The organism is Desulfonatronum thiosulfatophilum, assembly GCF_900104215.1.
Lineage (GTDB): Bacteria > Desulfobacterota > Desulfovibrionia > Desulfovibrionales > Desulfonatronaceae > Desulfonatronum > Desulfonatronum thiosulfatophilum.
Genome location: NZ_FMXO01000002.1, coordinates 42,544 through 64,953, shown reverse-complemented (window position 1 = coordinate 64,953; position 22,410 = coordinate 42,544). Strand labels below are relative to the sequence as shown.

Here is a 22,410-nt window from a genome sequence, read left to right as displayed (position 1 = left end):
GATTTTGCTTGGGATTGTGTAGTACCCGACATGCCATTTGCTCGATCACTGATTCATTGGTGCAAGTAAACCAGAAATAGGGAACCGCTCGCTTCGCTCAGGACGCCAAGGACGCCAAGGAAAGATTTTGGAAAGCAGGGAAAGAGCTGCTTTCCAAAAGATTCTCGATCCCTGTCGGGATAAAAATGCCATCAGGCTTGAAGCCTTGTGGCGGCTGCATTTTCAAGCAGAAGCCACAAATTCTTTTTCTTTGCCTCGGCGCCTTGAGCGAAGCGGGCGGTTCACATTCAAGGTTCTTTTCTTCCAGCCCCGTGCGAAAAAGTTGTTCCAGTATCATTCAAATCCCTTAGAAGAGCCGGGGCGTTCGCCTATTCCAAAGTCGCAAGATAGAGTTCTTGATTGTAGAGAAACGGATAGAGCTTTGTCTCACGTGCGGTGTTGTTGCGTAATGAATTAAGGGATATACCGTCCAGGTCCGATTGGCATTTTTTTTGAAAAATAAGTTTCGGCAAGAAGTCTTGGGTTTCGGACTTGAAACTTCTTTCCCGAAGGTCGTCCGCGACCCTGATGTGCCGATCGGCTGGATTCAGGGCGGATTCGGCTTTTGTCGCGTCGTATGGGAGCTGATCATTCACCAAAATGCAACCCCGGAGGATTCACCATGATCGATAAAAGCCCGTATATCAAAGCGTTGAAGGAAAGTCTGCCGGACGTGGTCACGGATGACGACATTGCGGAAAACATGCTGGACATTGTTTTCCATGTTCCCGTGAAGGCCCTGGAGAACGGAGATTCCGTCGAGCTTCCAAAATTGGGACACATTGATATCGACCGTTCCGCGGGAGAGAATTGTCTTTGCTTCAAGCCTTCCGATGAACTGATGCAAAGCCTTGGACGTTAGGGGGACGAACCCGCGGCTGAAGACTCAGCCGCGCCGCACGCCATCGGATGACAATGAGTTGACGACGATTGTCGACATGGCAAACGACAGGAGACTTAAGATGATAGAGAAAAGAACATATATCAACGCGTTGAAGGATGGTCTTTCCGAAGTGGTCAAAGACGACGCCACAGCGGAAAAAATCGTGGACGCCATTTTTTCCGTGCCCGCCAAGACGCTGAAAGACGGCAATGCCGTGGATCTTCCGCAGCTGGGCTCGTTGAGCATCGATAAAGGCCAGGGTGATGATTTCCTGACCTATCATCCGGAAAATGCTCTGGTGAAATGCGTATTGAAACAATAGGTTCGGATATGAAAATTCTATCCAAGACCCGCTTCTTGCTGGAAGCGGGTTTTTTTGCGGCCGTAATTTGTATCGAGAAGCAATTTGATGTTCGCGGGTGCGGCAGCCTCACGTAATGGGACTGCGCGGCGAAGCAAGGCATACTCAGTGTTTATGGGGCAGGCAGTGGGGAATCAGGGAGTGGGGTTTTTCCTGGCCGTGAGCCGTCATCAGGTCTTCATCGGCCATGATTTCCAGAGCAGGGCCGTCTGCGACGATGCGGCCCTGATCCATGAGCACGACACGTTCGCAAACTTCCAGGACCAATTCCAGGTCGTGGGAGGCAATGAGCAAGGTCTGGTCGCCCTGTTTGAGCAAGGTGATCAGCCGGCGTCTGGCGCGGATGTCCAGGCCTGCGCTGGGCTCGTCGTAGATGAGCACCCGCGGCTGCATGGCCAGGGCTCCGGCAATGGAGACGATGCGTTTTTCGCCTTCCGAGAGGTGATGGACGGGACGCTGGGCCAGATCCATGGCGCCCACGGTGTTGAGCGCCTCCCGGACCCGCTGGTTCACCTCTTCGCCGGACAAGCCCATGTTCTCGGGCCCAAACGCCACATCCTCCCAGACCGAAGGGCAAAACAGCTGATCGTCGGATTTCTGAAAAACCAGAGCCACTTGCGGGTTGAAGCTGCCGCTGGTCACGGGCTCGCCCTGGACCAGGACCCGGCCGGACGTCGGCTTGAGAATGCCGCAGATGCTCATGAACAAGGTCGTCTTCCCCGCTCCGTTCGGGCCGATCAGCCCGACCCGCTGCCCCGGAGGGATGACGAGGTTGAGGTCTCGGAGTACGTCGGGGTTGTCCGGATAGGAGAAGCAGAGATCGTGCAGCGCGATTGCGGAGGAAGGTTCTTGGGACATTTCAGATATCGAACTCTCGTGTTCTTGTGGTTGCCGGTTCGGAGAGGTGGTTTCGGAGGCCGCAAAGGGATTTATGCCGGATGCGCGTGGTTGGCAATAAAATGAAATGGAAAGTTGCGAAGTCGGCGAGGATGATGCGGAACGGACGTAGCGGCGAATGGGGGCCGGAGGGTGTATGCGAAAACAACACTACTGATTTAACCTGGCACTATCCCCTCTGCAAAAGAAAGGGAAGCCGGATGGCTTCCCTTTACTGAATTCGATATTTCGGATTGGCTTGAGTCAGTTGTCCTTGAACACCTCATCAACGCTCTTGGCGTCCAGGATTCGTTCAGCCCAGAGGTCAAGCTGTTCCGGCGTGGCTTTACGCAGGCGCTCCTGGAACTGAATGTCCAGGATGTTCTGGCCGAAGCGTTTGGCGACGAGGCGTTGAAGAATGGCTTGGCGGCCTTCGATACGGCCTTCAACACGGCCTTCAACACGGCCTTCCATACGCCCATCTTGTTTCCATTGCTCAGCTATCGTCATAATCTTTCCCTCCATGTCCAGGGGAATGTACTCTTTGACCAGATCATGCACTACGCCCCGGTCGATGTCCATGCCCTGAGAGAGGTAGCGGAATATCTTTTGAATCCAGTGCATGGAGGTGACGTCACCGGGGAGTTGCGCCAAGAGGATCAGAATCTGAATCAGAATTTTTCGTGATTTCGGGATGTTTTTGGCTCTGAGGCAGAGCAGGAACAGTCGCAGGTAGATATCGCCCTTGATGGATTCGTCGGCGGCGGGGGAGAAATCGTAGAAGGCGGTGTCGAAGGTTGGGACGTAGCAGGCCAGGTCCGGGTGGGGCAGGTCGATGAGGTCAACCAGACGAATGGTTTTGCCCTTGGGTTTGCCGTGGTAGACGATGACCGGGATGATCAGGGGCAGTTTCTTGGCATTTGGGAACTGCTTGCGGACTAGTTGCCAGTTCTCCGAGAGGTAGCCCAGCAGTTGAAGATCGGTAAATTCGTCTGGATAGCTTTTATGCTCGAACAGGAAGTAGATGAGCCCAAGCCGGTTGCCGGTGAATGTAACGTGGTAGAGCAGGTCCGAGTAGTGTTCGGCCAGTTTCTCGTTCACGAAGGAGTCCTTCGTGATGGTCAGCGTATCCAGGCGGATATGCTTGAGCACCTTCGCCGGAAGGTAGTTGGCCAGGAAATCGGCGGCGACCTCCTTGTGGCTCATGGTTTCCCGGAAGAACGTGTCATGGATGCTGTTGATTTCGCTCATGAAGGTGGAACGTAGAGGAACAGAGACGACAAGACAAGGATTCTCGCGTTTGGTGTAGTACTTGGAAACTTGTACGCGCCGAATCGCGGCTCAGAGTCAGCCCTGGTTGCATCCATGCCCAGCGTGGTCTAAGTGATTTCGAATATTGCAATCGGCTAGCGCTGTTCAAGACACCTCACGGTTACGCAATGTCAAAAGTGAGTCGCCCCTGTTCCCAAGGCATTATCAATGACCTTTATTGTATCATTCCGTGAATTCCTTTAATTACCAAACATTTATACAGCCAAAAGCTATGCTTCTTCGTCGTTCCGCTTTCGGTTGTCGGTTCTGGACGGCGTTATGCGCATGGAAAAAGGATTGAGTGCTGATGGCAAACAATAATGGTAGAGGCAAATCCCTCGAATCCTGGATATGGGATGCGGCCTGTTCCATCCGTGGCGCCAAGGATGCACCGAAATATAAGGATTTCATTCTGCCGCTGATCTTTACCAAGCGGCTGTGCGATGTCTTCGATGACGAGGTCAACCGGATAGCGGCCGAGGTCGGTTCGCGCAAAAAGGCCTTCCAGCTGGTCAAGGCCGATCACAAGCTGGTGCGCTTCTATCTGCCCCTGCTGCCGGAAGACCCGGAGGAACCGGTCTGGTCGATCATCCGCAAACTCTCCGACAAGATCGGCGAAAGCGTCACCACCCACATGCGGGCCATCGCCAAGGAAAATCCTCGCTTGCAGGGCATCATCGACCGCGTTGACTTCAACGCCACCACCCACGGCCAGCGGGATATCGACGACGACCGGCTCTCCAACCTGATCGAAGCGATCAGCACCAAACGCCTCGGGCTCGAGGACGTCGAGGCCGACATCATCGGCAAGAGCTACGAATACCTGATCCGCAAGTTCGCCGAGGGCGGCGGCCAGAGCGCCGGCGAGTTCTACACCCCGCCGGAAGTCGGCGCTATTATGTCCAAGGTGCTTCAGCCGGAGCCCGGCATGGAAATCTACGATCCCACCTGCGGTTCCGGCGGCCTGCTCATCAAGTGCGAGATCGCCATGGAAGAGGCGGCCAGGGGTAGGAAGCGCACCGTCGCCCCGCTCAAGCTCTATGGCCAGGAGTACACCGCCGACACCTGGGCCATGGCCAACATGAACATGATCATCCATGATATGGAAGGCGAGATCGAGATCGGCGACACCTTCAAGAATCCCAAATTCCGCAACAAGCAGGGCAAGCTCCGCACCTTCGACCGCGTCGTCGCCAATCCCATGTGGAACCAGGACTGGTTCACCGAGGCCGATTACGACAACGACGAACTCGACCGCTTTCCCGCCGGGGCCGGCTTTCCCGGCAAGTCCTCCGCCGACTGGGGCTGGGTCCAGCACATGCATGCCAGCCTGAATGAGAAAGGCCGCGCCGCCGTGGTCCTCGACACCGGCGCGGCATCCCGCGGCTCGGGCAATGCCGGCGCCAACAAGGAAAAGACCGTCCGCCAGTGGTTCGTCGACCACGACCTCATCGAGAGCGTGCTCTACTTGCCGGAAAACCTCTTCTACAACACCACCGCCCCGGGCATCGTGCTGTTCCTGAACAAGGCCAAGCCCAAGGAGCGCCAGGGCAAGGTCTTTCTGGTCAATGCATCCCAGGTCTTCCAAAAGGGCGACCCCAAGAACTTCATTCCTGATGAGGGCATTCAGCGTATCGCCGACACCCTCATCGGGTGGCAGGAAGAGGATAAGCTCAGCCGCATCGTCGATCACGCCGAGCTGAAGAAGAACGATTACAACATCTCCCCCAGCCGCTACATTCACACCTCGGATGCCGAAACCTACCGGCCCATCGCCGAGATCGTCGCGGAACTCAGGGTCATCGAAGCCGAGGCAAAAGAGACCGACAAGGCTCTTGATGCCATCCTCAGGCAACTCGGAGTCGGCGCGTGAAGATCTTTATCAGCAGCGTGCAAAAGGAATTCGCCGCTGAGCGCAAGGCCCTGGCCGCATACCTTTCCGGGGATCCGATGCTGCGGCGCTTTTTCGAATACTTTCTGTTTGAAGAACAGCCGGCGGCCGATCAGCGGGCCGATCAGTGCTACCTCGACCAGGTGGATCGCTGTGATATCTATCTGGGCATCTTCGGCAAGGAGTATGGCCGGGAAGATGGCGAGGGGCTTTCGCCGACCCACCGTGAGTTCAATCGGGCCACGGAAAAGGGAAAGATCCGGCTGATCTTCGTCAAGGGAGTCGATGACAGCGTTCGGCATCCGAAAATGCGAGCCTTGATTGATCAGGTCACAGACAGCTTGATCCGGCGGCGGATCAATTCCGCCGAGGAGCTGATCGCCGCGGTTTATGCAAGTCTGATCAGGATTCTTGAAGAGCGGGAACTGATCCGTTTCGGCCCGTTTGATGCCACGTTCTGTCGAAACGCAACGTATGATGATCTTGCCGAAGACAAGATTACCCGTTTTCTTGTGCTTTCCCGGCGCGGCCACAATTTTCCCTTACCGGGAGATACGCCGCCGCATGAGGTCCTGGAGCATCTCAATTTGCTCGACAAGGGACGACCGACTCATGCCGCCATTTTGTTGTTCGGCAAACAGCCTCAGCGGTTCTTGATCACTTCCGAGGTGAAATGCGCCCATTTCCACGGCTATGAAGTGGAAAAACCCATTCCTTCCTATCAGGTTTACAAAGGCACGGTTTTCGATCTGGTGGATCAGGCCAAGGATTTCGTACTTTCCAAGATCGATCTTTGGGTGGGAACGCGAGCCGAAAGCACCCAGGCCCCGACAAAATACGAAATACCCCAGGAAGTTGTCGCCGAAGCCATCGTCAACGCCGTAGTGCATCGCGACTACACCAGCAATGGCAGCGTCCAGGTCATGCTCTTCAAAGACCGGCTGGAAGTCTGGAACCCCGGCACCCTGCCGCCGACCCTGACCCTGGAAAAACTGCGCGGCCCACATGCCTCGGTCCCGCACAATCCGCTTATTGCCGAGCCCATGTACCTGACCAAGTACATCGAACGTATGGGAACCGGTATCCGCGACATGATCCGGCGATGCAAAAAGGCTGGGCTTGTTGAACCGGAAATCAGGCTTGACGGCGGTTTTTTCGTGTTGACGATCCGGAGGAAAATGCCTGAGCCGGGGGCCAAGTCTAGACTGGGTCGGGACCAAGTCACCCCGCAAGTCACCGGACAAGTCACCGACCCAGTCGGCTCACAGCTAGAGTCACGGCTAAAGTCGCGGCTAGAGTCACGGCTAGAGTCGGCCTTGGCTGCGAAGGTAGTGTTGGCCATTCGGGAGGAGCCACTAGGCAAGGCAAGTCTGGCTCCGATTCTCGGTCATAAGACCGTTTCCGGAGAACTGCACAAACAGATCAAACGACTTGTGGATTCCGGTATCATCGAACCCACCATCCCCGAAAAGCCAACCAGCCGCTTTCAGAAATACCGGCTCACGGAAAAGGGGCGGGCCGTGCTGGAGCTTTTGGCAAAAAACGGGGGGGGCGAATGAGCGGTATCGTGAGCAGCGGACATAAAAATCGGACAAGTCGTCCAGAGCGACGCCGGACTCGTGGCCGACGTGCGCTCCATGATCGAGCAAACCCGCGAGACTATCGCCCGCACAGTCAATGCTGAAATGACGTTCTTTACTGGCGTATAGGCAAGCGTATCCAGACGGAAGTCCTTGGAAGTCAGCGCGCTGAATACGGAAAAGAGATTGTGCAATCACTGAGTGCACAATTGACGAGGGAGTTTGGACGAGGTTTTGGGCGGCGCAACCTTTTCAGCATGATCCGCTTCGCCGATGTATTTCCGATCCTCAAATTGTGCACGCACTGAGTGCCCCAGTCAAAGGCGGATGGTGACACTGAGTTGTCCGGAAAACCCGGGCAACTGAAGCCAAAGAATTCATACAGAGGGGAGGCAAAGCGTGAAGATGGAAGATATGAAAACGCAGATAGCGCAGATGGACGCAGATTCAGACATTGAGAAAATCATCTGCGCAAATCTGCGCAATCTGCGGTTAAGCTACTCTCTGGCGCGGGCGACGGACAAGGCGTTGAAGAAGATTCTGGAGGAGATCGGGGTATGAGCGAAATGGTTCTTTACACTTCCGACGACGGGCGCACCCGGCTCGACCTGCGCATCGAAGGCCGGACGGTCTGGCTCACCCAGCTTGAAATCGCCGAGCTCTTCCAAATAACCAAGCAGAATGTCAGCCTTCATGCCAAGAACATATTTGAGGACGGAGAGTTAGCCGAAGACTCAGTTGTCAAGGAATCCTTGACAACTGCCGCCGACGGCAAGCGCTACCAGACCAGGCTCTACAACCTCGACCTCATTCTGGCGATCGGCTACCGCGTGCGCTCCCCGCGGGGCGTCCAGTTCCGCCAGTGGGCCAGCAGCCATCTCAAGGAATACCTGATCAAGGGCTTCGTCATGGACGACGAGCGCCTCAAGAACCCCGGCGGCCTGGACTACTTCGACGAACTCCTGGCCCGCATCCGCGACATCCGTGCTTCGGAAAAGCGTTTCTATCAGAAAGTCCGCGACCTCTTCGCCCTGAGCAGTGATTATCAGGCACGCGAAAAGGAAACCCAGCTCTTCTTTGCCGAAGTGCAGAACAAGCTGCTCTACGCCGCCACCCGCCAGACTGCTGCCGAGCTCATTGTCGACCGTGCTGATGCAAGCCAGCCCAACATGGCCCTCACCACCTGGAGTGGTTCCCGTGTCCGCAAGCACGACATCCTCGTCGCCAAGAACTACCTCACCGAAGACGAAGTCGACACCCTCAACCGTCTCGTCGTCATCTTCCTCGAACAAGCTGAACTCCGCGCCAAACAACAGAAGGATCTCACCCTCGACTTCTGGCGCAACAGCGTAGACCGCATGCTCGCCTCCAACGACCAGCCCCTGCTCGACGGCCCCGGTTCCGTTAGTCACGAGACCATGAAAACCATCGCCACCGAACGCTATGAAGACTTCGACGCCAAACGTCGGAAAAAGGAAGCCATCGCAGCCGATGCCGAGGATCTGGAAGCCATCGAGGAGTTGGAGAAGGAACTCAAACGGAAGGGAGAAAGGGTGTGAAGATGGAAGAGATGAAACCGCAGATGACGCAGATGGACGCAGATTCAGGCATTCAGAAAATCCTCTGCGCAAATCTGCGCAATCTGCGGTTAAATCACTCTCTGGCGAGGGCGATGGACAAGACCCTGCGGAAGGTTCTGGAGGAGATCGGGGTATGAAGATCCAACAGTTCCAATTTCCTTCCGATTGGAAGCTCGGTCCAGTCGCCGAGTCGTTTGACTTTACCGGCAAGCCTCGCGGTCTCGATCTTTCAAAGAATGGCGACGAAATCCCGTTTTTTCGGATGGATCAAATTCCCTTAGGTCGGATTCACGTGTCCGAATTCACGCCAAAGCCTTTGGCCCAGCTCGGAAGCGGCACCTATGTCGAAAACGGTGATCTCATGGTCGCAAAGATCACGCCGTCGTTCGAGAACGGGAAGCAGGCTATTGTCGATATCGAGACTGACTTTGCTTATGCCACAACCGAAGTGATCCCGATGCGTGGCCGGAAAGGACACTCAGATACGCTTTACTTGTTCTTTTATCTCTTGCATCCCGAAGTCCGCTCCGACCTTGCCGGCAAAATGGAGGGCAGCACGGGTCGTCAGCGTTTGAGCAAAACCGTTCTTGGCGACCGATTCATTCCGCTCCCCCCACTCCCCGAGCAGAAGAAGATCGCGCACATCCTTTCGACGGTGCAGCGGGCGATCGAAGCGCAGGAGCGGATCATTCAGGCCACCACCGAGCTGAAAAAGGCCCTCATGCACAAGCTCTTTACCGAAGGCCTCCGCAACGAACCCCAAAAACAAACCGAAATCGGCCCCGTCCCCGAAAGTTGGGAGGTGGTGAATTTGGCGACCAAGGCTGAATCCTTTCAATACGGCACATCCGTGAAATGCGGCTACGACATAGATGGGAAACCCGTCTTGAGAATTCCGAATGTTGTTGGTGGCCATATTGACCCTAAAGACCTAAAGTTCGGTAAACCCAAAAAGAGCGAACTTGGTAAGCTTTCACTCGAACTTGGTGATCTCCTTTTTGTTCGAACGAATGGCGTGAAGGAGAATGCTGGAAGATGCTCAAAATTCAATGGTGAATTGTCCGACTGTTATTTTGCATCGTATCTTATCCGAGTCCGCTTAGATCCGTCTGTCCTCAATCCCGATTTTCTCAACGAGTATTCGAGAACCGAAGTCGGGATGTCATTTCTCAGCGAAAAAGCAATCCGAACCGCCGACGGGAAGTTTAATATCAACTCGGGAACGCTGAAGACGATGCTCGTTCCGGTTCCAGCAATCGAGGAACAAGAGGAGATTGCACGAACACTGGCGCTCATCGACGATAAGGCGAACAACGCCATTTTGAAAAAGGCGACTCTCCAAAACCTCTTCCGCACCCTCCTTCACGAACTGATGACCGCGAAGACCCGCGTACACGCTTGGAATTTCAAAAATCACAATCAACGGAATAGATATGGAATCAACGACTCCGCAAGAGGCAGAAAAACCAGCACCGCAGCGAGATCTACGAGTTGAATTGTTCCAGAACCTCTCGGCGCAATTTACCGTCGCGCTCAGTTCGGCCGCTTCACTTCCCATCGCTGCGCAGGAGGCACTAGTCCGGTTGCTTGATTCAGAGACTCCTACAGCAGCCGAAGTTATCGCCGCCGCTTCGAAAAACGATTGTGTGGAAGATGAGGTGGGTAATGAATGAGAGAGTCCGGATGATCAAATTCGAGCATTTCCGAGGGCTCCCAGCGAATGAGTTTAAGCTCAAAGGCAAGAACCTTGTCATCCTCGGAACGAACGGAAAAGGTAAGAGCGCTTTTGTAGACGGAATTGAGTTCGTCTTTTCGGGACAGGTCGCCCGTTTTACGGGTGCCGGCACAGGTAGCATTTCTCACGACGACGCGGTTAAGAACGTCCGAACTGGCGGAGACCCGAAGGTGGTTATCGCCCTAAGCCCTTCTAACGGAGAAATCTCTCGAAAACTTTCCTCTGACACCCTCGAACTCACCAATCGGCAGCCGATCAATGATTTCTTTACACAGCACCCGAAGGTTGATGGGTTTGTTCTCCGTCGTGCGAAGATCTTGGACTTTGTTTGTGATCAAGATGCGGATCGATACCAGAAGTTTGTCCAACTCCTCGGGATCACAAAGGTGGATCGGTTTCAACGCAGTTTTGTCGAGGCTGAACGCCAAGCGAACATAGCAGTCGGTCGAACGAAGACCTCCCATCAAACAAATCTCGCGTTGTTCAAAGATCCGGTTTCTGGGTTCGTTCCCACCAATCTTGCACAAGTCTTTGCTCAGATTGCGAAGACGGTTAAGGCATTCGGTTTGGAGATCGAAAAGTGGGAAGATTTGGAATCTCGGCTTCCACTGCTCAAGGCCAAGAGGCCTCAGGCCAATCGAAAGAAAATAGATGCGATCACCCGTGCCCTAGTCAGCATTGAGACCCCGCTGGCAATTGTGCCTGACGCCGACGTAAAGACCGTCAACGAACTGCGAGGAAAAATCGCCGAATTGGCCGTTTCTTCTGCTGATGCCCCACGCAGCAGTATCATTGAGGAGGGCAGGTGCTACTTCGCTGGACACAACGACGAGACACATTGCCCTCTATGTGAAACCCAACTGGAGCAACCGCTGGACGCTCTGCTCGCCCGGCTCAAAGAGCGAGGCGAGGCGCTTCAAGAGTTGCGTAATGCAATGTCCAAGCGAGCGGCTGCATTTGGGCGCCTCAAACAATACGCGGTGTCGATTGCGGATCTGCTCAAGAAGGACCTCGCTCATTCGGGTTTGTTCGAGACGGCCACTCTTACGGAGTTAAGGGGTGCGCGTGCAAAGGCACTCCGGTTTACTCGATTCCTCGCCCGTGCCGAAAAGGATGACTTTGTCGAATACGTTGTGGTTCCCGAAGGTCTTCAAGCCATCGCTGAAATTCGGAAAGCGGTGGCAGTTGCGCTGAATAAGCAAAAAGATGCATTGGTCCCTCCAGACTCTGCGAAGCTGGAGGCTGCAATTGCCCTACTGGAACGCGGCATCGCCTCTTGGCAGGATGTGGAGAAGGCCGAATCTGCCTTCGCGGGCTCCAGAGAAATCCTTCGCCGGACGACCATCGCAAGGGAGTGTTTCTCCTCGGCTCGGGAAGGCGCGATTCAACAGGTCTTCACAAAGATTTCGGGCAAGGTTTTGGATTATTACAAGGTTCTGCATGACTTCGCCGATGGAGGAGAAGCCTCGGAATGCACAGCACTTGAATTCAAACCTACCTCCCGGGCAGCCACTGGAGGCCTGCGCCTTGCCATTCAGTTCTTGGGCCTCGCGAACTCGAAAGATCCACGCGCGTTCTTAAGCGAGGGACACCTTGATTCTCTTGGTCTTTGTCTGTTTCTGGCGGCAGTTCGCATTTTCAATCCTCCGGGAACCCTCCTCGTGCTGGATGATGTGCTGACGAGCATCGACAAGGAGCACAGGCGACGTGTCGGCGAGCTGTTGTTCACGGAATTCAAAGACTTCCAGATTATTCTGACAACCCATGATGACCATTGGAACGAGCTTCTGCAGAAGAGCGCCCGCGTGATGGGGCTGCAGAATCAATGGCAGTATATTCAGATCAACGGCTGGTCCGTGGACACAGGGCCGGTCATTTCAGTGTCAGAAAGCTCCTGGGAATTCATCACGGAAAATTTGACGGAAGCCAACTACCGAAATCTCGGTGGGCCGTTTCGTGTGGTTCTGGAGGACTTTCTCGCCCGCTCTGCTGCGAAGATTGAACTGAAAGTGAGGTTCAAGGCAGATGGGAAATACACCGCAGGCGACTTTGTTCTCGCCGGCATCGCAGACGAGTTGCGGAAGCTGCTGATTAATGCCGATTCAACCAAGGAAGGTGCGATTGGGATAGACCTCGCAAGAGTGCTGGGCCAAGGGGACCTAATCAACTTTCTTTGCCACAACAATCCGGGACGGCTGGAAGTGACATTTGATCAGGCCAGAGATTTTATCAGCGGGCTGCGCAGCCTGTTGACACGTTGCGAGGAGCACAAACTCATCAAGGGGAAATAGCATGCCCACCCCCTCCGAACATAAAACCGTCCAAGCCCGAATCCTTGCCTACGCCGAGGCCATCGGTTGGACATTCGTGTCCCGCGAGGAAGCCGAGTAGCGGAGCGGATTTGAACCGCAGATGAAAAAACTCCAAAAACTAATCTGCGCACATCTGCGAAATCTGCGGTTCGCCATAACTTCGGATGGCAAGGGGTTAACGCTGTTCTTCGACGACCTTCTCGACGCCAAGGTGCGGGAAATCAACCCCGCGCTACGCTGAGGCTGAGGGCCGTTGTTCGGGCAGTTCCGTGATCTGCACATCGAGATCTACGGCAACCGGGGCAAGCTCATAAAGCATGAAGTATATATCGTAAGAAATTATGACTAAGTATGAATAAAATTATTATATCGCCATTTATTGCGAATTGACTAAAGAAAATTACCAAGATATATATCGAAACAGTTGACGATTTATAGAGATTTAACCGACATATTCGTAATGTATGACGACTGTGGAAATCACCAGTTTACTCACAGATGACGCCGTGCTGGCCGAATTGGGGGCACGTATTGCCGCTCGCCGGGTTGAATTGGAGCTGACCCAGGCGGCAGTGGCCGAACAGGCAGGTATCGCCAAGCGCACCCTCGAGCGTATGGAGGCAGGACAAACGTCGCAGTTGACCACCCTGATTCGGGTGCTGCGGGTGCTGGACGCCGTATCTGGGCTGGATGGCCTGATTCCGGAGTCCGGGCCCAGGCCGATGGATTTATTAAAGCGGAAGGGCAAGGTCCGACAACGGGCTTCGGGTCGACGTGCCGCAAAGGCGACCGACAAACCCTGGCGCTGGGATGATAATTCATGAGCACGCTTGCCGAAGTCAGGCTGTGGGGTAAAACCATCGGCGCTGTCTCACTACAGGATGGGGAGGAAGTCGCCAGCTTTGAATACGATGCGGAATTCGCGCGAAGCGGTATTCAAGTCGCGCCGATTGTGATGCCGCTGTCCCGACGCGTGTACCGCTTCCCCGAGCTTTCTCGCCCGACATTTCTTGGGCTGCCCGGCCTGCTGGCCGACTCGCTGCCTGACAAATTTGGCAACGCGCTGCTTGATGCCTGGCTGGCATCGCAGGGGCGGCAACCGGATTCCTTCAACGCGGTTGAGCGGCTTTGCTATACTGGTGAACGCGGCATGGGTGCGCTGGAATTTGCCCCGGCCATCGGCCCCGAGGCAAAGCAGACCACGCCCATTGAGGTCAGCCGGTTGGTGATGCTTGCATCGGAGATATTGACCCACAGGAATAACCTCCAGGCGTCCTTTACGGCAGAAGGCAAAGAGGATGCGCTGAGGGATATTCTTCGCGTGGGCACATCCGCCGGTGGCGCGAGGGCGAAGGCGGTTATCGCATGGAACCCAAAAACTAATGAAGTGCGGTCTGGTCAGGTCAAAGCCGGCGAGGGGTTTGAATACTGGCTGTTGAAATTTGACGGCGTCAGCGGCAATAAGGATAAGGAACTGGAAGACTCAAAAGGCTACGGGCTGATCGAGTACGCATATTACCTGATGGCGCTTGAATGTGGCATTGAAATCAGTGAATGCAGGCTGTTCAAAGAGAATGGCCGGTCGCATTTCATGACGCGCCGCTTTGATCGTCTTGCTGCCGGCGAAAAACTTCACATGCAGTCACTCTGCGCCCTCGCACACTACGATTTCAATATGGCAGGCGCTTACAGCTACGAGCAGACGTTGCTGGTGATGCGGCAACTGCAGTTGCCAATGCAGGCCATCGAGCAACTGTTTCGGCGCATGGTCTTTAATATCGTGGCCCGCAATCAAGACGACCACGTGAAGAATATTGCCTTCCTGATGAATAAATCCGGTGAGTGGTCGCTGTCACCGGCCTTTGATATGACCTACAGCTTTAATCCCGCGGGTGCGTGGACGGCAAGCCATCAGATGATGATGAATGGAAAGCGCGACAATTTCACGCTGGAGGATTTCAAGGCCTGTGCAAGGACTGCTTCAATGAAACGGGGACGCGCCGCGAAAATCGTTGCCGATGTGCAGGCAACGGTGTCGAAATGGAGATCGTTTGCGGAAAAGGCAGGCGTTCCCGATGTTGTGCGCGAAAAAATTCAAACTACGTTGAATCTCCAACCCTATTCATGAAACTGATTTCTCGTTATATGTCGGCATCACGATTATATTTTCCTTGTAACTCAAAAATGTGAAGTAGCGAGTCGCAATTTATGGTCGTGTCTCACATATGAGTCGCAAAATCCGATGGCAAGGGGTTGGCGCTCTTCTTCGACGATCTGCTGGATCCCGAAATTGGAAAATCAGAACTCTGAGGGGTCGGGCTGATGTCTGATTTCAAGCCTTTACGTGCCGGAAGGAGGTGTCCAAGGATGAGTAAGAGCAAGTATCCGAAGGTCTCCGGAAAGATTGAGAAACCCCTCGTCCGTTCCTCGGCGGCGGAATATTTGACCTTTGTCGCGGCTAGCGGCACGGGCGGTGTGGAGGTGGTTTACGCCGGTGAAACCATCTGGCTGACACAGAAGATGATGGCCACGCTCTATGATGTGGATGTGCGAACCACCAACTATCACCTGAAAAAGATTTTCCGCGACAGTGAGTTACAGGAAGATTCAGTTATCCGAAATTTTCGGATAACTGCCGCCGATGGCAAAAGTTACAACACCAAGCACTACAACCTCGCCGCCATCATCGCCGTCGGCTACAAGGTCAACTCCGAACGTGCCGTGCAGTTCCGCAAATGGGCGACCACCATTATCGAGGAGTTCACCATCAAGGGCTACACGATGGATGACGAACGCCTGAAAAGTGGCGGCTCCGTCCTCAATAATCAATATTTTGAAGAGCAGTTAGAGCGCATTCGCGAGATTCGCCTCTCCGAACGCAAGTTCTACCAGAAAATCACCGACATCTACGCGACCTCCATTGACTATGACGTGACGGCCCAGGCCACCAAGCGATTTTTTTCCACTGTACAGAACAAGCTGCACTGGGCGATTCATGGGCAGACGGCGGCGGAGGTCATCCATACTCGTGCCGATGCCGAAAAAGAGCACATGGGCCTGACCACCTGGAAGGATGCACCGCGAGGTAAAATCCAGAAATTCGACGTCGTCGTGGCCAAGAACTACCTGACCGAACATGAAATGGCGCAACTGGTACGGCTGGTTTCGGCCTATCTGGATGTTGCGGAGGATATGGCGCTGCGCAAGATCCCCATGACCATGCAGGATTGGGAAACCCGATTGAACCGCTTCATTGCGGCGACCGACCGTAAGATTTTGCAGGACGCGGGAAAGGTGACGGCGGAGATCGCCAAGGCCCACGCCGAGAGCGAATTTGAGAAGTACCGCATCGTGCAGGATCGGCTGTTTGAAAGCGACTTCGACCGGATGGTGAAGCAGCTGGATACAAAACTGGATGAGTGACCAATAAAATGCCCAAACCCGGCGAACATAAAACCGTCCAAGCCCGCATCCTCGCCTACGCCGAGGCCATCGGCTGGACATTCGTGTCCCGCGAGGAGGCCGAGCGGCGGCGTGGGTTTGATCCTGTCGTGCCGACAGCCGATCGCGCCAAGAACCGCTCGCTCTTCTTCGACGACCTGCTCGACGCCAAGGTGCGGGAGTTCAACCCGCGCTATGCCGAGGCCGCGGGCGCGTTGCTCGGGCAGTTTCGCCACCTTCACGCCAACATCTTCGGCAATCGGGAATTCGTCGAGCATCTGCGCAACCGAGGCAAGTTTTTTGATCATGAGGAGAGGCGCGAGCGTGATCTGATCCTGATCGATTATGATGATCCGGAGAGGCAACCGAAGGCTCGCCGGAATGTTTACGAAGTCACCGAGGAGTGGGCCTTTCACAACGGCCACTACGGCACGCGGGAGGATGTGGTCTTTCTGATCAACGGCATCCCGGTGCTGGTGATCGAGTGCAAGAACGCCGGCAAGGATGAGGCGATTGCCCTGGGAGTGGACCAGATCCGCCGGTATCACCGCGAGACGCCCGAGCTGTTCGTATCCCAACAGCTCTTTACCGCCACCGACGCCATCGGCTTTTCCTACGGGGTCACCTGGAACACGGTGCGCCGAAACATCTTCAACTGGAAGGATGAGGAGGTCGGCAAGCTGGAGTCCAAGGTGATGAGCTTCTGCGCCATTGGGCAAGTGCTCGCCTTCCTGAAGGACTACATCGTCTTTGCCGAGAAGGACGAGGAGCTGAACAAATACATCTTGCGCCAGCACCAGACCGGCGCGGTGGAGGCGACCGTCAGCCGGGCACTCGATTCAAGGCGCTCCCGCGGGCTGGTCTGGCACACCCAGGGCAGCGGCAAGACCTTCACCATGATCAAGGCGGCGGAGCGGCTCTTTCGCGCACCCGAGGCGGACAAGCCGACGGTGCTGCTGATGATCGACCGCAACGAGCTGGAAGACCAGATGCTCAAGAATCTGGCCGCGCTGGGGCTGGGCAATCTGGAACATGCCGGCAGTATCACGCGGCTGAACAAGCTGTTGCGCGACGACTACCGGGGCATTATCGTCACGATGATCCACAAGTTCCGCGACATGCCGGCGAATATCAACACCCGATCGAATATCTACGTGCTGATCGATGAAGCGCACCGCACCACGGGCGGCGATTTGGGCAACTTCCTCATGGCTGGGTTGCCGAATGCCAGCTATATCGGCTTTACCGGCACGCCGGTGGACAAGACCGCCTACGGGCGCGGCACCTTCAAAACCTTCGGCTGCGAGGACGACAAGGGCTATCTCCACAAGTATTCCATTGCCGACAGCATCGGCGACGGCACCACGTTGCCGCTCTACTACAGCCTGGCCGAAAGCGAGCTGCTCGTGCCGCACGAAACCCTGGATAAGGAATTTCTCTCCCTGGCCGAAGCCGAGGGTGTGGCGGATATCGCGGAGCTGAACAAGATCCTGGAACGGGCGGTGAACCTGAAGAATTTTCTCAAGGGCACGGACCGCATCCAGAAGGTGGCGCAATTTGTCGCACGGCACTACCGCGAGAATGTCGAGCCGTTGGGGTACAAGGCCTTTCTGGTGGGCGTCGATCGCGAGGCCTGCGCCCTGTATAAGCATGCGCTGGATCAGTTTTTGCCGGCCGAATATTCCGAGGTGGTCTACACCGGCAACAACAACGACTCCGCGCTGCTCAAGGAGTTCCACCTCGACCCGAAGCGGGAGCGGCAGATCCGCAAGAGCTTCGGCAAGCTCGACCAGCAGCCGAAGATCCTGATCGTTACCGAGAAGCTGCTCACCGGTTTCGACGCGCCCGTGCTCTACGCTCTGTATCTCGACAAGCCCATGCGCGACCACACCTTGCTGCAGGCCATCGCCCGGGTGAACCGGCCTTTTGAGAACGAGCAGGCCGAGATGGTCAAGCCGCACGGCTTTGTGCTCGATTTCGTCGGCATCTTTGAGAAGCTGGAGAAGGCCCTGGCCTTTGACAGCGAAGAGATCAACGCCATCATCAAGGATCTGAAGCTGCTCAAAGTGCTGTTCAAGAACAAGATGGAGCAGCAGGCGCCGGAATACCTGGCGCTGATCGAGCGGAACTTTGACGACAAGGATGTCGATGCCCTGATCGAGCATTTTCGCGACCCGCAACGTCGCAAGGCGTTTTTCAAAGAATTCAAAGAGATCGAGATGCTCTACGAGATCATCTCCCCGGATGCCTTCCTGCGGCCCTTCATTGAAGATTACGGAACGCTCGCGGCGATCTACAACGTCGTGAGAAAGGCCTACACCAGGCGGATCCAGGTTGATCGCGATTTTCAGAAAAAGACTCGTGAGCTGGTCCAGAAGCATGTCGGGACCGGCTACATTCAGCCCGTGATCGATGTCATCGAAATCAATGAGAATACCGCACGATATATTGCCGAGAACAAAGGCGGGGACGGGAACAAGATCATCAACCTGGTCAAGAGCATTGAAAAAAAGGCCGAGGAGGAAAGCGACGACCCGTATCTCATCGCCATGGCCCAGCGGGCCCAGGCTGTACAGGAGAGTTTCGAGGATCGTCAGACCAGCACGGCTGATGCGCTGGATACGTTATTGCGGGAAGTGGAAGCGAATGAGGCGCGCAAAAGGGAGCAGGCGGAGAAGGGTTTTGATGGGCTGACCTACTTTGTCTATCGAACGCTCCTGGATGCGGGAATCACCAACGCGGAAGAGGTGAGCCGCAAGGTCAAGCATGCCTTTGTGGAATTTCCCAACTGGAGAAAGAGCGAAAACGCGCTGCGTGAGCTGCGCAAGAAAGTGACCTTCGCCGTTTACGCCAACAGTGACGACCTGGAGCGGGTGACGGCCCTGGTGGATCAGCTTTTCACACTGCTGGAAAAGGCGGACAGGATCTGACCAGCCCCCTGATAAACTCCCATTTGCTGCATCGACGCAAAAGTTCAAACTCTTACTGTATGAAAAGATATGCATCGAGCTTGAGCTTTTATTGCTTCTTGCACTGGGGGTTTTTGACCGAACTGCCGGATAAGGACTTTTCTACACTCAGGTTATGTGATGACAGAACCGGATCGAAAGCGCGCGTTTAAAGATCGAGTCCATCACTGGTCGGAAAAACTGGGCGTTGACGTGGTCTGGCTTGGCGTGCGCCCGATGCGGAATAAATGGGCCTCCTGCTCCACCAACGGATACCTCAACTTCAGCACGGATCTGCTCGGACTCAGGCAGGAATTGTGGGACTACGTCATCGTCCACGAGCTGCTCCACTTCTTTATTCCAAACCATGGAAAGCTCTGGAAAAGCCTGATGCGTGCCCATCTGGGTGAGTATGAGGCCCATGAAATCGAGTTAAAGAAAATAGTGCATGACTTTGCGCTGCAGCAGTCGCGTCAAAGATAAAGAACTCGGCCGCTAAAGCCGGAATTCCAGCAAGACCAGCATCAGGACCGCCGCGGATACGGCGCACAGGCAGGCGATGTCCGTGCGGGTGGCTTTGAATTCGTCGGGCCGGGCATCGACGTGTCCATAGCCGCGCAGCCGCATGGCTTTATAGACGCTCTGGGAGCGTTCATAACTGCGCAGGATCAGGCTTCCGGTCAACCAGGCCATGGTGCGCAGATTCTTCCAGGAGAAGGATTGCTCCGCATGGCCGCGAAGGCGCATGGAGATCCGCATCCGGCGCAGATCCGCCGACAGCACCTCAATGTAGCGCACCACCAGGAGGGCCATGTCCGCCATGATGTACGGCAGGCCCATGGCCTGGATGGCCTTGATGTTCACCAGGAGGGGAGTGGTGCCCAGAAAAACAACGGCCAGCGAGAGGATGCAGAAGAACCGCGTGGTCACGAGCAGCGCGGCCTGCAACCCTTCCGTGGTCACACGCAGGCCGCGCCATTCCAGCAGCGCAGTGTAACCGCTGATGAACGGCAGGAGCAGGACAAGGAAGAGAACGATCAGGGAAGGATAGCGCAGACGCCGCAGAAGCAGGCGGAGCGGATATCCGGACAGGAGAACGATTGCCAAGGTGATGCCGACCATTGCCGGCAGAACGCGAAGATTGTCGATAAAGGAAAAGGTAAAGGCCAGCAGGAGCAAGGCCACGAGCTTCAGCCTGGGGTCCCAGCGATGAAGAAAGGAGTGGTGGGCCGTGCCGGACATGGCCTGAGCGTTCATACGCCCTCCAGAATTGCGGGGCTGGCCCGGAGCAGGAAAACAGCCAGCAGGGCGGTCAGCGTGCCCTCGAGCAGCGCCAGCGGGATGTGCGCCAGAACCAGGGCCGTGATGGCCGTACGTTCGGCCTCCGCACTGAGGTGCGCCGGCATGTTCGTGAAGAGGATCATGGAAAAGATGAGCACGGACAGGCAGATGGCCGTGAATGCGGCCAAGAATCCGAATACGGCGGTCTTGCGGGGGCCGGCGGTCCGGGAATGGCCTTTGCGCAGATGGAAAATGGCGTAGGCGGCCAGTGCCGGCAGACCGAGGATGATGCCGTTGACGCCCAGGGTGGTCAGGCCGCCGTGGCCGAACATCACGGCCTGGAAGAAGAGGCCGATGAGGATTGCCGGAAACGCAAAGGGCCCAAGCAGTGCACCCAGCAGCCCGTTGAGCACCAGGTGTACGCTGGCCGGCGGGATGGGGATGTGGATCAGCGAAGCGACGAAGAAGGCCGCGGTGAGCAGGGCGGCCTTGGGAATGTCCTCGCGCGGATCCTCCCGTTGTTTGATCTTGCGGATACAGAGCCAGGCTATGGAAACGGAAACGGCATACCCCCCCAGAGTGACGGGCAGGGGGAGAATTCCGTCGGGAATATGCATCAGGTACGCCTCCGGCATGAAAAGAACAGGGCTGTACCGACACATCCCCAGACGATGGCTCCTGCCATAAGTCCCTTTTGGATGGGCGTAATTCCCTGTGAGGTCTGATTAAACTGCGGTGTTGTGGTGTTCACCATGGGGTCAGGAATGTCGCTCCGGGTCTCATCCGTAGAGATGTGGATTATCGCGCCGTGCCCCGCCTGTCTGGCCTGAACAGCCCAGGTTCCGGGGATGGCCGGATCCGGAACAAAAGCGAATCGTCCCTCCGGATCAGCCTGCCCCACCAGCCACGGCCGGGCCGGATTGTCAGGCGCATAGACCGTGATCTGCGCTTCGGACATGGGTTGGCCGTTGTCGTACTTGGCGTGAACGACAATGCCCGGCGCAGGTGTAAACTTCATGAGCGCACCATGGCCGTGGAGCAGATTGGGGCATTGCCCGATAAACAGGATTACAGCCAGGAGCGTAAGAGTCGACGTTCGGAATGATCGCATTGGACGGTATTCGGGGGCAAGAGAGGGAATGTGTCCTTTCCCTCTCTCGACTTCATTGAGTCAATTAATGCCACTCCACGGCACAGTGGCCTTCCCCGGCATGCCCGATGTGCAGTCTCCGGAGCTGGATGGCATATTTTTTCGAACCGTCGGCAAAAGGCGCGAAACCGAGAGCCTCAACGTTCATTTCATCGTCAGCGGGCTTGTCGGCCCGGCCGAAGATGTGATCCAGGTGAAACGTCAATTCCAGGTCCGCAGTGCCACCCTCTTCAAGAAAGCCCTTGCGCTCGTCGCCGACATATTCGCCGCAGCGGTAGGTCCGCTCTTCATTGGAGTAAAGCTGGAAATTGACGCTCTGGCCGTCCTTCTCCGCTTTCCCTGTGAGAACCATGGAATAACCGGCCAGCATGCCCGACTCGGCGTTGGTCATCCTCCAGGAGACGGCGTTGTAGTGGCCGGCGGGGGCCTGGACTTCGCCGATGCGTACCAGGGAGTTCTCATCGGCTCCCATGACCAGGTCCAGGGTATGGACGCCCTTTAGAGAAACGGTCGTTGTTGCGCTGATTTCGCCTCCTTCGTAGGCATTATACGGCGGATCAGTTTGGTAGGCGGTGATATCCGAAAGAGTTACAAAAATATGACTGAACGTCAGGGTCCAGCCGTCCTTGGTCAGCTTGGGCTCGATGAAACCCTCCGTGGCCAGCTCCTCTCCATTGGCGAAAAATTCTAACGTTCCGGATTGAGCCAGAGCGGTCATCGCTGAAAACATGGCGACACAGCCCAGGAGCGTGCCGAACAGGATTCGCTTGCAGAGATTCATGCGGTCTTCTCCAAATTTTGCAAGTTAAAAGGATTATCAGCGGCAATGCCGAGAAGACTTTGACAGTCAACTCCTCGACAGCAAATCGAAAAACAATCCTAATCCTTGATATGAGTTTCTGTCAATTGTGTAAGTTGTGCCATATTTTGTGTTTTTTTATGTAGTCATGAGGTGGGTAAGTTTTTTGCGGAAAGTTTTTTGCTTTGGTTTGAATGTTCTTTAAGGATTGATTATGAGATAT

General features: G+C 55.4%; 23 protein-coding genes. 16 read left to right on the top strand and 7 right to left on the bottom strand.

What is annotated here, in order from left to right; all coding sequences use genetic code 11:
• Positions 1-97: 97 nt before the first annotated feature.
• Entirely contained in the window at positions 98-337 is a 240-nt protein-coding gene (locus BLP93_RS01825; protein WP_092116640.1) for a hypothetical protein, read from the bottom strand.
• 324 nt (positions 338-661) lie between these two features.
• Between BLP93_RS01825 and BLP93_RS01815 the strand changes: the two genes are divergently transcribed.
• Both BLP93_RS01815 and BLP93_RS01810 read left to right on the top strand, forming a co-directional pair.
• Positions 662-901, top strand: a complete 240-nt coding sequence (locus tag BLP93_RS01815; RefSeq protein WP_092116636.1) for a hypothetical protein — start codon at positions 662-664, stop codon at positions 899-901.
• Positions 902-1,001: 100 nt separating this feature from the next.
• Complete coding sequence (locus BLP93_RS01810; protein ID WP_092116634.1) at positions 1,002-1,244, top strand: HU family DNA-binding protein; 243 nt, start codon at positions 1,002-1,004, stop codon at positions 1,242-1,244.
• A 144-nt stretch (positions 1,245-1,388) separates the two neighbouring features.
• On the opposite strand, the gene BLP93_RS01805 is transcribed toward BLP93_RS01810, so the two are convergent.
• Both BLP93_RS01805 and BLP93_RS01800 read right to left on the bottom strand, forming a co-directional pair.
• Positions 1,389-2,141: an energy-coupling factor ABC transporter ATP-binding protein gene (locus BLP93_RS01805; protein WP_092116632.1), complete on the bottom strand. Its 753-nt coding sequence runs from the start codon at positions 2,139-2,141 to the stop codon at positions 1,389-1,391.
• A gap of 282 nt (positions 2,142-2,423) precedes the next feature.
• Positions 2,424-3,410: an Rpn family recombination-promoting nuclease/putative transposase gene (locus BLP93_RS01800; RefSeq protein ID WP_092116630.1), complete on the bottom strand. Its 987-nt coding sequence runs from the start codon at positions 3,408-3,410 to the stop codon at positions 2,424-2,426.
• Positions 3,411-3,777: 367 nt separating this feature from the next.
• Between BLP93_RS01800 and BLP93_RS01795 the strand changes: the two genes are divergently transcribed.
• The 14 genes from BLP93_RS01795 to BLP93_RS01745 all read left to right on the top strand — a co-directional run bounded on the left by BLP93_RS01795 (position 3,778) and on the right by BLP93_RS01745 (position 19,440).
• Positions 3,778-5,343: a type I restriction-modification system subunit M gene (locus BLP93_RS01795; protein WP_092116628.1), complete on the top strand. Its 1,566-nt coding sequence runs from the start codon at positions 3,778-3,780 to the stop codon at positions 5,341-5,343.
• The gene (locus tag BLP93_RS01790) at positions 5,340-6,920 is read left to right on the top strand and encodes an ATP-binding protein (RefSeq protein ID WP_092116626.1); all 1,581 of its coding nucleotides are present in this window, start codon (positions 5,340-5,342) and stop codon (positions 6,918-6,920) included. The genes BLP93_RS01795 and BLP93_RS01790 overlap by 4 nt, the downstream gene beginning before the upstream one ends.
• Before the next feature lie 146 nt (positions 6,921-7,066).
• Positions 7,067-7,249: a DUF1016 N-terminal domain-containing protein gene (locus BLP93_RS17635; RefSeq protein ID WP_092116624.1), complete on the top strand. Its 183-nt coding sequence runs from the start codon at positions 7,067-7,069 to the stop codon at positions 7,247-7,249.
• 106 nt (positions 7,250-7,355) lie between these two features.
• Positions 7,356-7,502, top strand: coding sequence for a hypothetical protein (locus tag BLP93_RS16865; RefSeq protein ID WP_153304271.1), 147 nt, complete (start codon positions 7,356-7,358; stop codon positions 7,500-7,502).
• Positions 7,499-8,500: a virulence RhuM family protein gene (locus BLP93_RS01780; protein ID WP_092116623.1), complete on the top strand. Its 1,002-nt coding sequence runs from the start codon at positions 7,499-7,501 to the stop codon at positions 8,498-8,500. Before BLP93_RS16865 ends, BLP93_RS01780 begins: the two co-directional genes overlap by 4 nt.
• Positions 8,497-8,658 carry a hypothetical protein gene (locus BLP93_RS16985; RefSeq protein ID WP_161946160.1) on the top strand — a complete coding sequence of 54 codons (162 nt, stop codon included), beginning with the start codon at positions 8,497-8,499 and terminating at the stop codon, positions 8,656-8,658. The genes BLP93_RS01780 and BLP93_RS16985 overlap by 4 nt, the downstream gene beginning before the upstream one ends.
• The gene (locus BLP93_RS01775) at positions 8,655-10,016 is read left to right on the top strand and encodes a restriction endonuclease subunit S (RefSeq protein WP_161946159.1); all 1,362 of its coding nucleotides are present in this window, start codon (positions 8,655-8,657) and stop codon (positions 10,014-10,016) included. Before BLP93_RS16985 ends, BLP93_RS01775 begins: the two co-directional genes overlap by 4 nt.
• A gap of 170 nt (positions 10,017-10,186) precedes the next feature.
• Positions 10,187-12,547, top strand: coding sequence for an ATP-binding protein (locus BLP93_RS01770; protein WP_161946158.1), 2,361 nt, complete (start codon positions 10,187-10,189; stop codon positions 12,545-12,547).
• A gap of 121 nt (positions 12,548-12,668) precedes the next feature.
• Positions 12,669-12,809: a hypothetical protein gene (locus tag BLP93_RS16860; RefSeq protein WP_153304270.1), complete on the top strand. Its 141-nt coding sequence runs from the start codon at positions 12,669-12,671 to the stop codon at positions 12,807-12,809.
• A gap of 223 nt (positions 12,810-13,032) precedes the next feature.
• Entirely contained in the window at positions 13,033-13,392 is a 360-nt protein-coding gene (locus tag BLP93_RS01765) for a helix-turn-helix domain-containing protein (RefSeq protein ID WP_208596542.1), read from the top strand.
• Positions 13,389-14,696 carry a type II toxin-antitoxin system HipA family toxin gene (locus BLP93_RS01760; RefSeq protein WP_092116617.1) on the top strand — a complete coding sequence of 436 codons (1,308 nt, stop codon included), beginning with the start codon at positions 13,389-13,391 and terminating at the stop codon, positions 14,694-14,696. Before BLP93_RS01765 ends, BLP93_RS01760 begins: the two co-directional genes overlap by 4 nt.
• A gap of 239 nt (positions 14,697-14,935) precedes the next feature.
• Entirely contained in the window at positions 14,936-15,991 is a 1,056-nt protein-coding gene (locus tag BLP93_RS01755) for a virulence RhuM family protein (protein ID WP_092116615.1), read from the top strand.
• Positions 15,988-18,939 carry a type I restriction endonuclease subunit R gene (locus tag BLP93_RS01750; protein WP_208596541.1) on the top strand — a complete coding sequence of 984 codons (2,952 nt, stop codon included), beginning with the start codon at positions 15,988-15,990 and terminating at the stop codon, positions 18,937-18,939. The genes BLP93_RS01755 and BLP93_RS01750 overlap by 4 nt, the downstream gene beginning before the upstream one ends.
• Before the next feature lie 159 nt (positions 18,940-19,098).
• A complete protein-coding gene (locus tag BLP93_RS01745) occupies positions 19,099-19,440 on the top strand; it encodes a M48 metallopeptidase family protein (protein ID WP_092116611.1) in 342 nt (113 codons plus the stop codon).
• 12 nt (positions 19,441-19,452) lie between these two features.
• Here the strand turns inward: BLP93_RS01745 and cbiQ are convergent, their stop codons facing one another.
• The 4 genes from cbiQ to BLP93_RS01725 all read right to left on the bottom strand — a co-directional run bounded on the left by cbiQ (position 19,453) and on the right by BLP93_RS01725 (position 22,169).
• Positions 19,453-20,214, bottom strand: a complete 762-nt coding sequence (cbiQ, locus tag BLP93_RS01740) for a cobalt ECF transporter T component CbiQ (RefSeq protein WP_092116609.1) — start codon at positions 20,212-20,214, stop codon at positions 19,453-19,455.
• Positions 20,211-20,855: a cobalt transporter CbiM gene (gene cbiM / locus BLP93_RS01735; RefSeq protein ID WP_092116607.1), complete on the bottom strand. Its 645-nt coding sequence runs from the start codon at positions 20,853-20,855 to the stop codon at positions 20,211-20,213. Before cbiM ends, cbiQ begins: the two co-directional genes overlap by 4 nt.
• Positions 20,855-21,256: a hypothetical protein gene (locus BLP93_RS01730; RefSeq protein ID WP_092116605.1), complete on the bottom strand. Its 402-nt coding sequence runs from the start codon at positions 21,254-21,256 to the stop codon at positions 20,855-20,857. Before BLP93_RS01730 ends, cbiM begins: the two co-directional genes overlap by 1 nt.
• Positions 21,257-21,413: 157 nt before the next feature.
• Positions 21,414-22,169 (bottom strand): hypothetical protein, encoded by a 756-nt coding sequence (locus BLP93_RS01725; protein WP_208596540.1) that lies wholly within the window; start codon positions 22,167-22,169, stop codon positions 21,414-21,416.
• Positions 22,170-22,410 lie beyond the last annotated feature (241 nt).

Coding starts and splice junctions, on each gene's coding strand:
- BLP93_RS01810 (WP_092116634.1), top strand. CDS start 1,002: ATGATAGAGAAAAGAACATATATCAACGCGTTGAAGGATGGTCTTTCC.
- BLP93_RS01815 (WP_092116636.1), top strand. CDS start 662: ATGATCGATAAAAGCCCGTATATCAAAGCGTTGAAGGAAAGTCTGCCG.
- BLP93_RS16865 (WP_153304271.1), top strand. CDS start 7,356: ATGAAAACGCAGATAGCGCAGATGGACGCAGATTCAGACATTGAGAAA.
- BLP93_RS16860 (WP_153304270.1), top strand. CDS start 12,669: ATGAAAAAACTCCAAAAACTAATCTGCGCACATCTGCGAAATCTGCGG.
- BLP93_RS01725 (WP_208596540.1), bottom strand. CDS start 22,169: ATGAATCTCTGCAAGCGAATCCTGTTCGGCACGCTCCTGGGCTGTGTC.
- BLP93_RS01825 (WP_092116640.1), bottom strand. CDS start 337: ATGATACTGGAACAACTTTTTCGCACGGGGCTGGAAGAAAAGAACCTT.
- cbiQ (WP_092116609.1), bottom strand. CDS start 20,214: ATGAACGCTCAGGCCATGTCCGGCACGGCCCACCACTCCTTTCTTCAT.
- BLP93_RS01805 (WP_092116632.1), bottom strand. CDS start 2,141: ATGTCCCAAGAACCTTCCTCCGCAATCGCGCTGCACGATCTCTGCTTC.
- cbiM (WP_092116607.1), bottom strand. CDS start 20,855: ATGCATATTCCCGACGGAATTCTCCCCCTGCCCGTCACTCTGGGGGGG.
- BLP93_RS01775 (WP_161946159.1), top strand. CDS start 8,655: ATGAAGATCCAACAGTTCCAATTTCCTTCCGATTGGAAGCTCGGTCCA.
- BLP93_RS01795 (WP_092116628.1), top strand. CDS start 3,778: ATGGCAAACAATAATGGTAGAGGCAAATCCCTCGAATCCTGGATATGG.
- BLP93_RS01770 (WP_161946158.1), top strand. CDS start 10,187: ATGAATGAGAGAGTCCGGATGATCAAATTCGAGCATTTCCGAGGGCTC.
- BLP93_RS01760 (WP_092116617.1), top strand. CDS start 13,389: ATGAGCACGCTTGCCGAAGTCAGGCTGTGGGGTAAAACCATCGGCGCT.
- BLP93_RS01800 (WP_092116630.1), bottom strand. CDS start 3,410: ATGAGCGAAATCAACAGCATCCATGACACGTTCTTCCGGGAAACCATG.
- BLP93_RS01745 (WP_092116611.1), top strand. CDS start 19,099: ATGACAGAACCGGATCGAAAGCGCGCGTTTAAAGATCGAGTCCATCAC.
- BLP93_RS01765 (WP_208596542.1), top strand. CDS start 13,033: ATGACGACTGTGGAAATCACCAGTTTACTCACAGATGACGCCGTGCTG.
- BLP93_RS01730 (WP_092116605.1), bottom strand. CDS start 21,256: ATGAAGTTTACACCTGCGCCGGGCATTGTCGTTCACGCCAAGTACGAC.
- BLP93_RS01780 (WP_092116623.1), top strand. CDS start 7,499: ATGAGCGAAATGGTTCTTTACACTTCCGACGACGGGCGCACCCGGCTC.
- BLP93_RS01755 (WP_092116615.1), top strand. CDS start 14,936: ATGAGTAAGAGCAAGTATCCGAAGGTCTCCGGAAAGATTGAGAAACCC.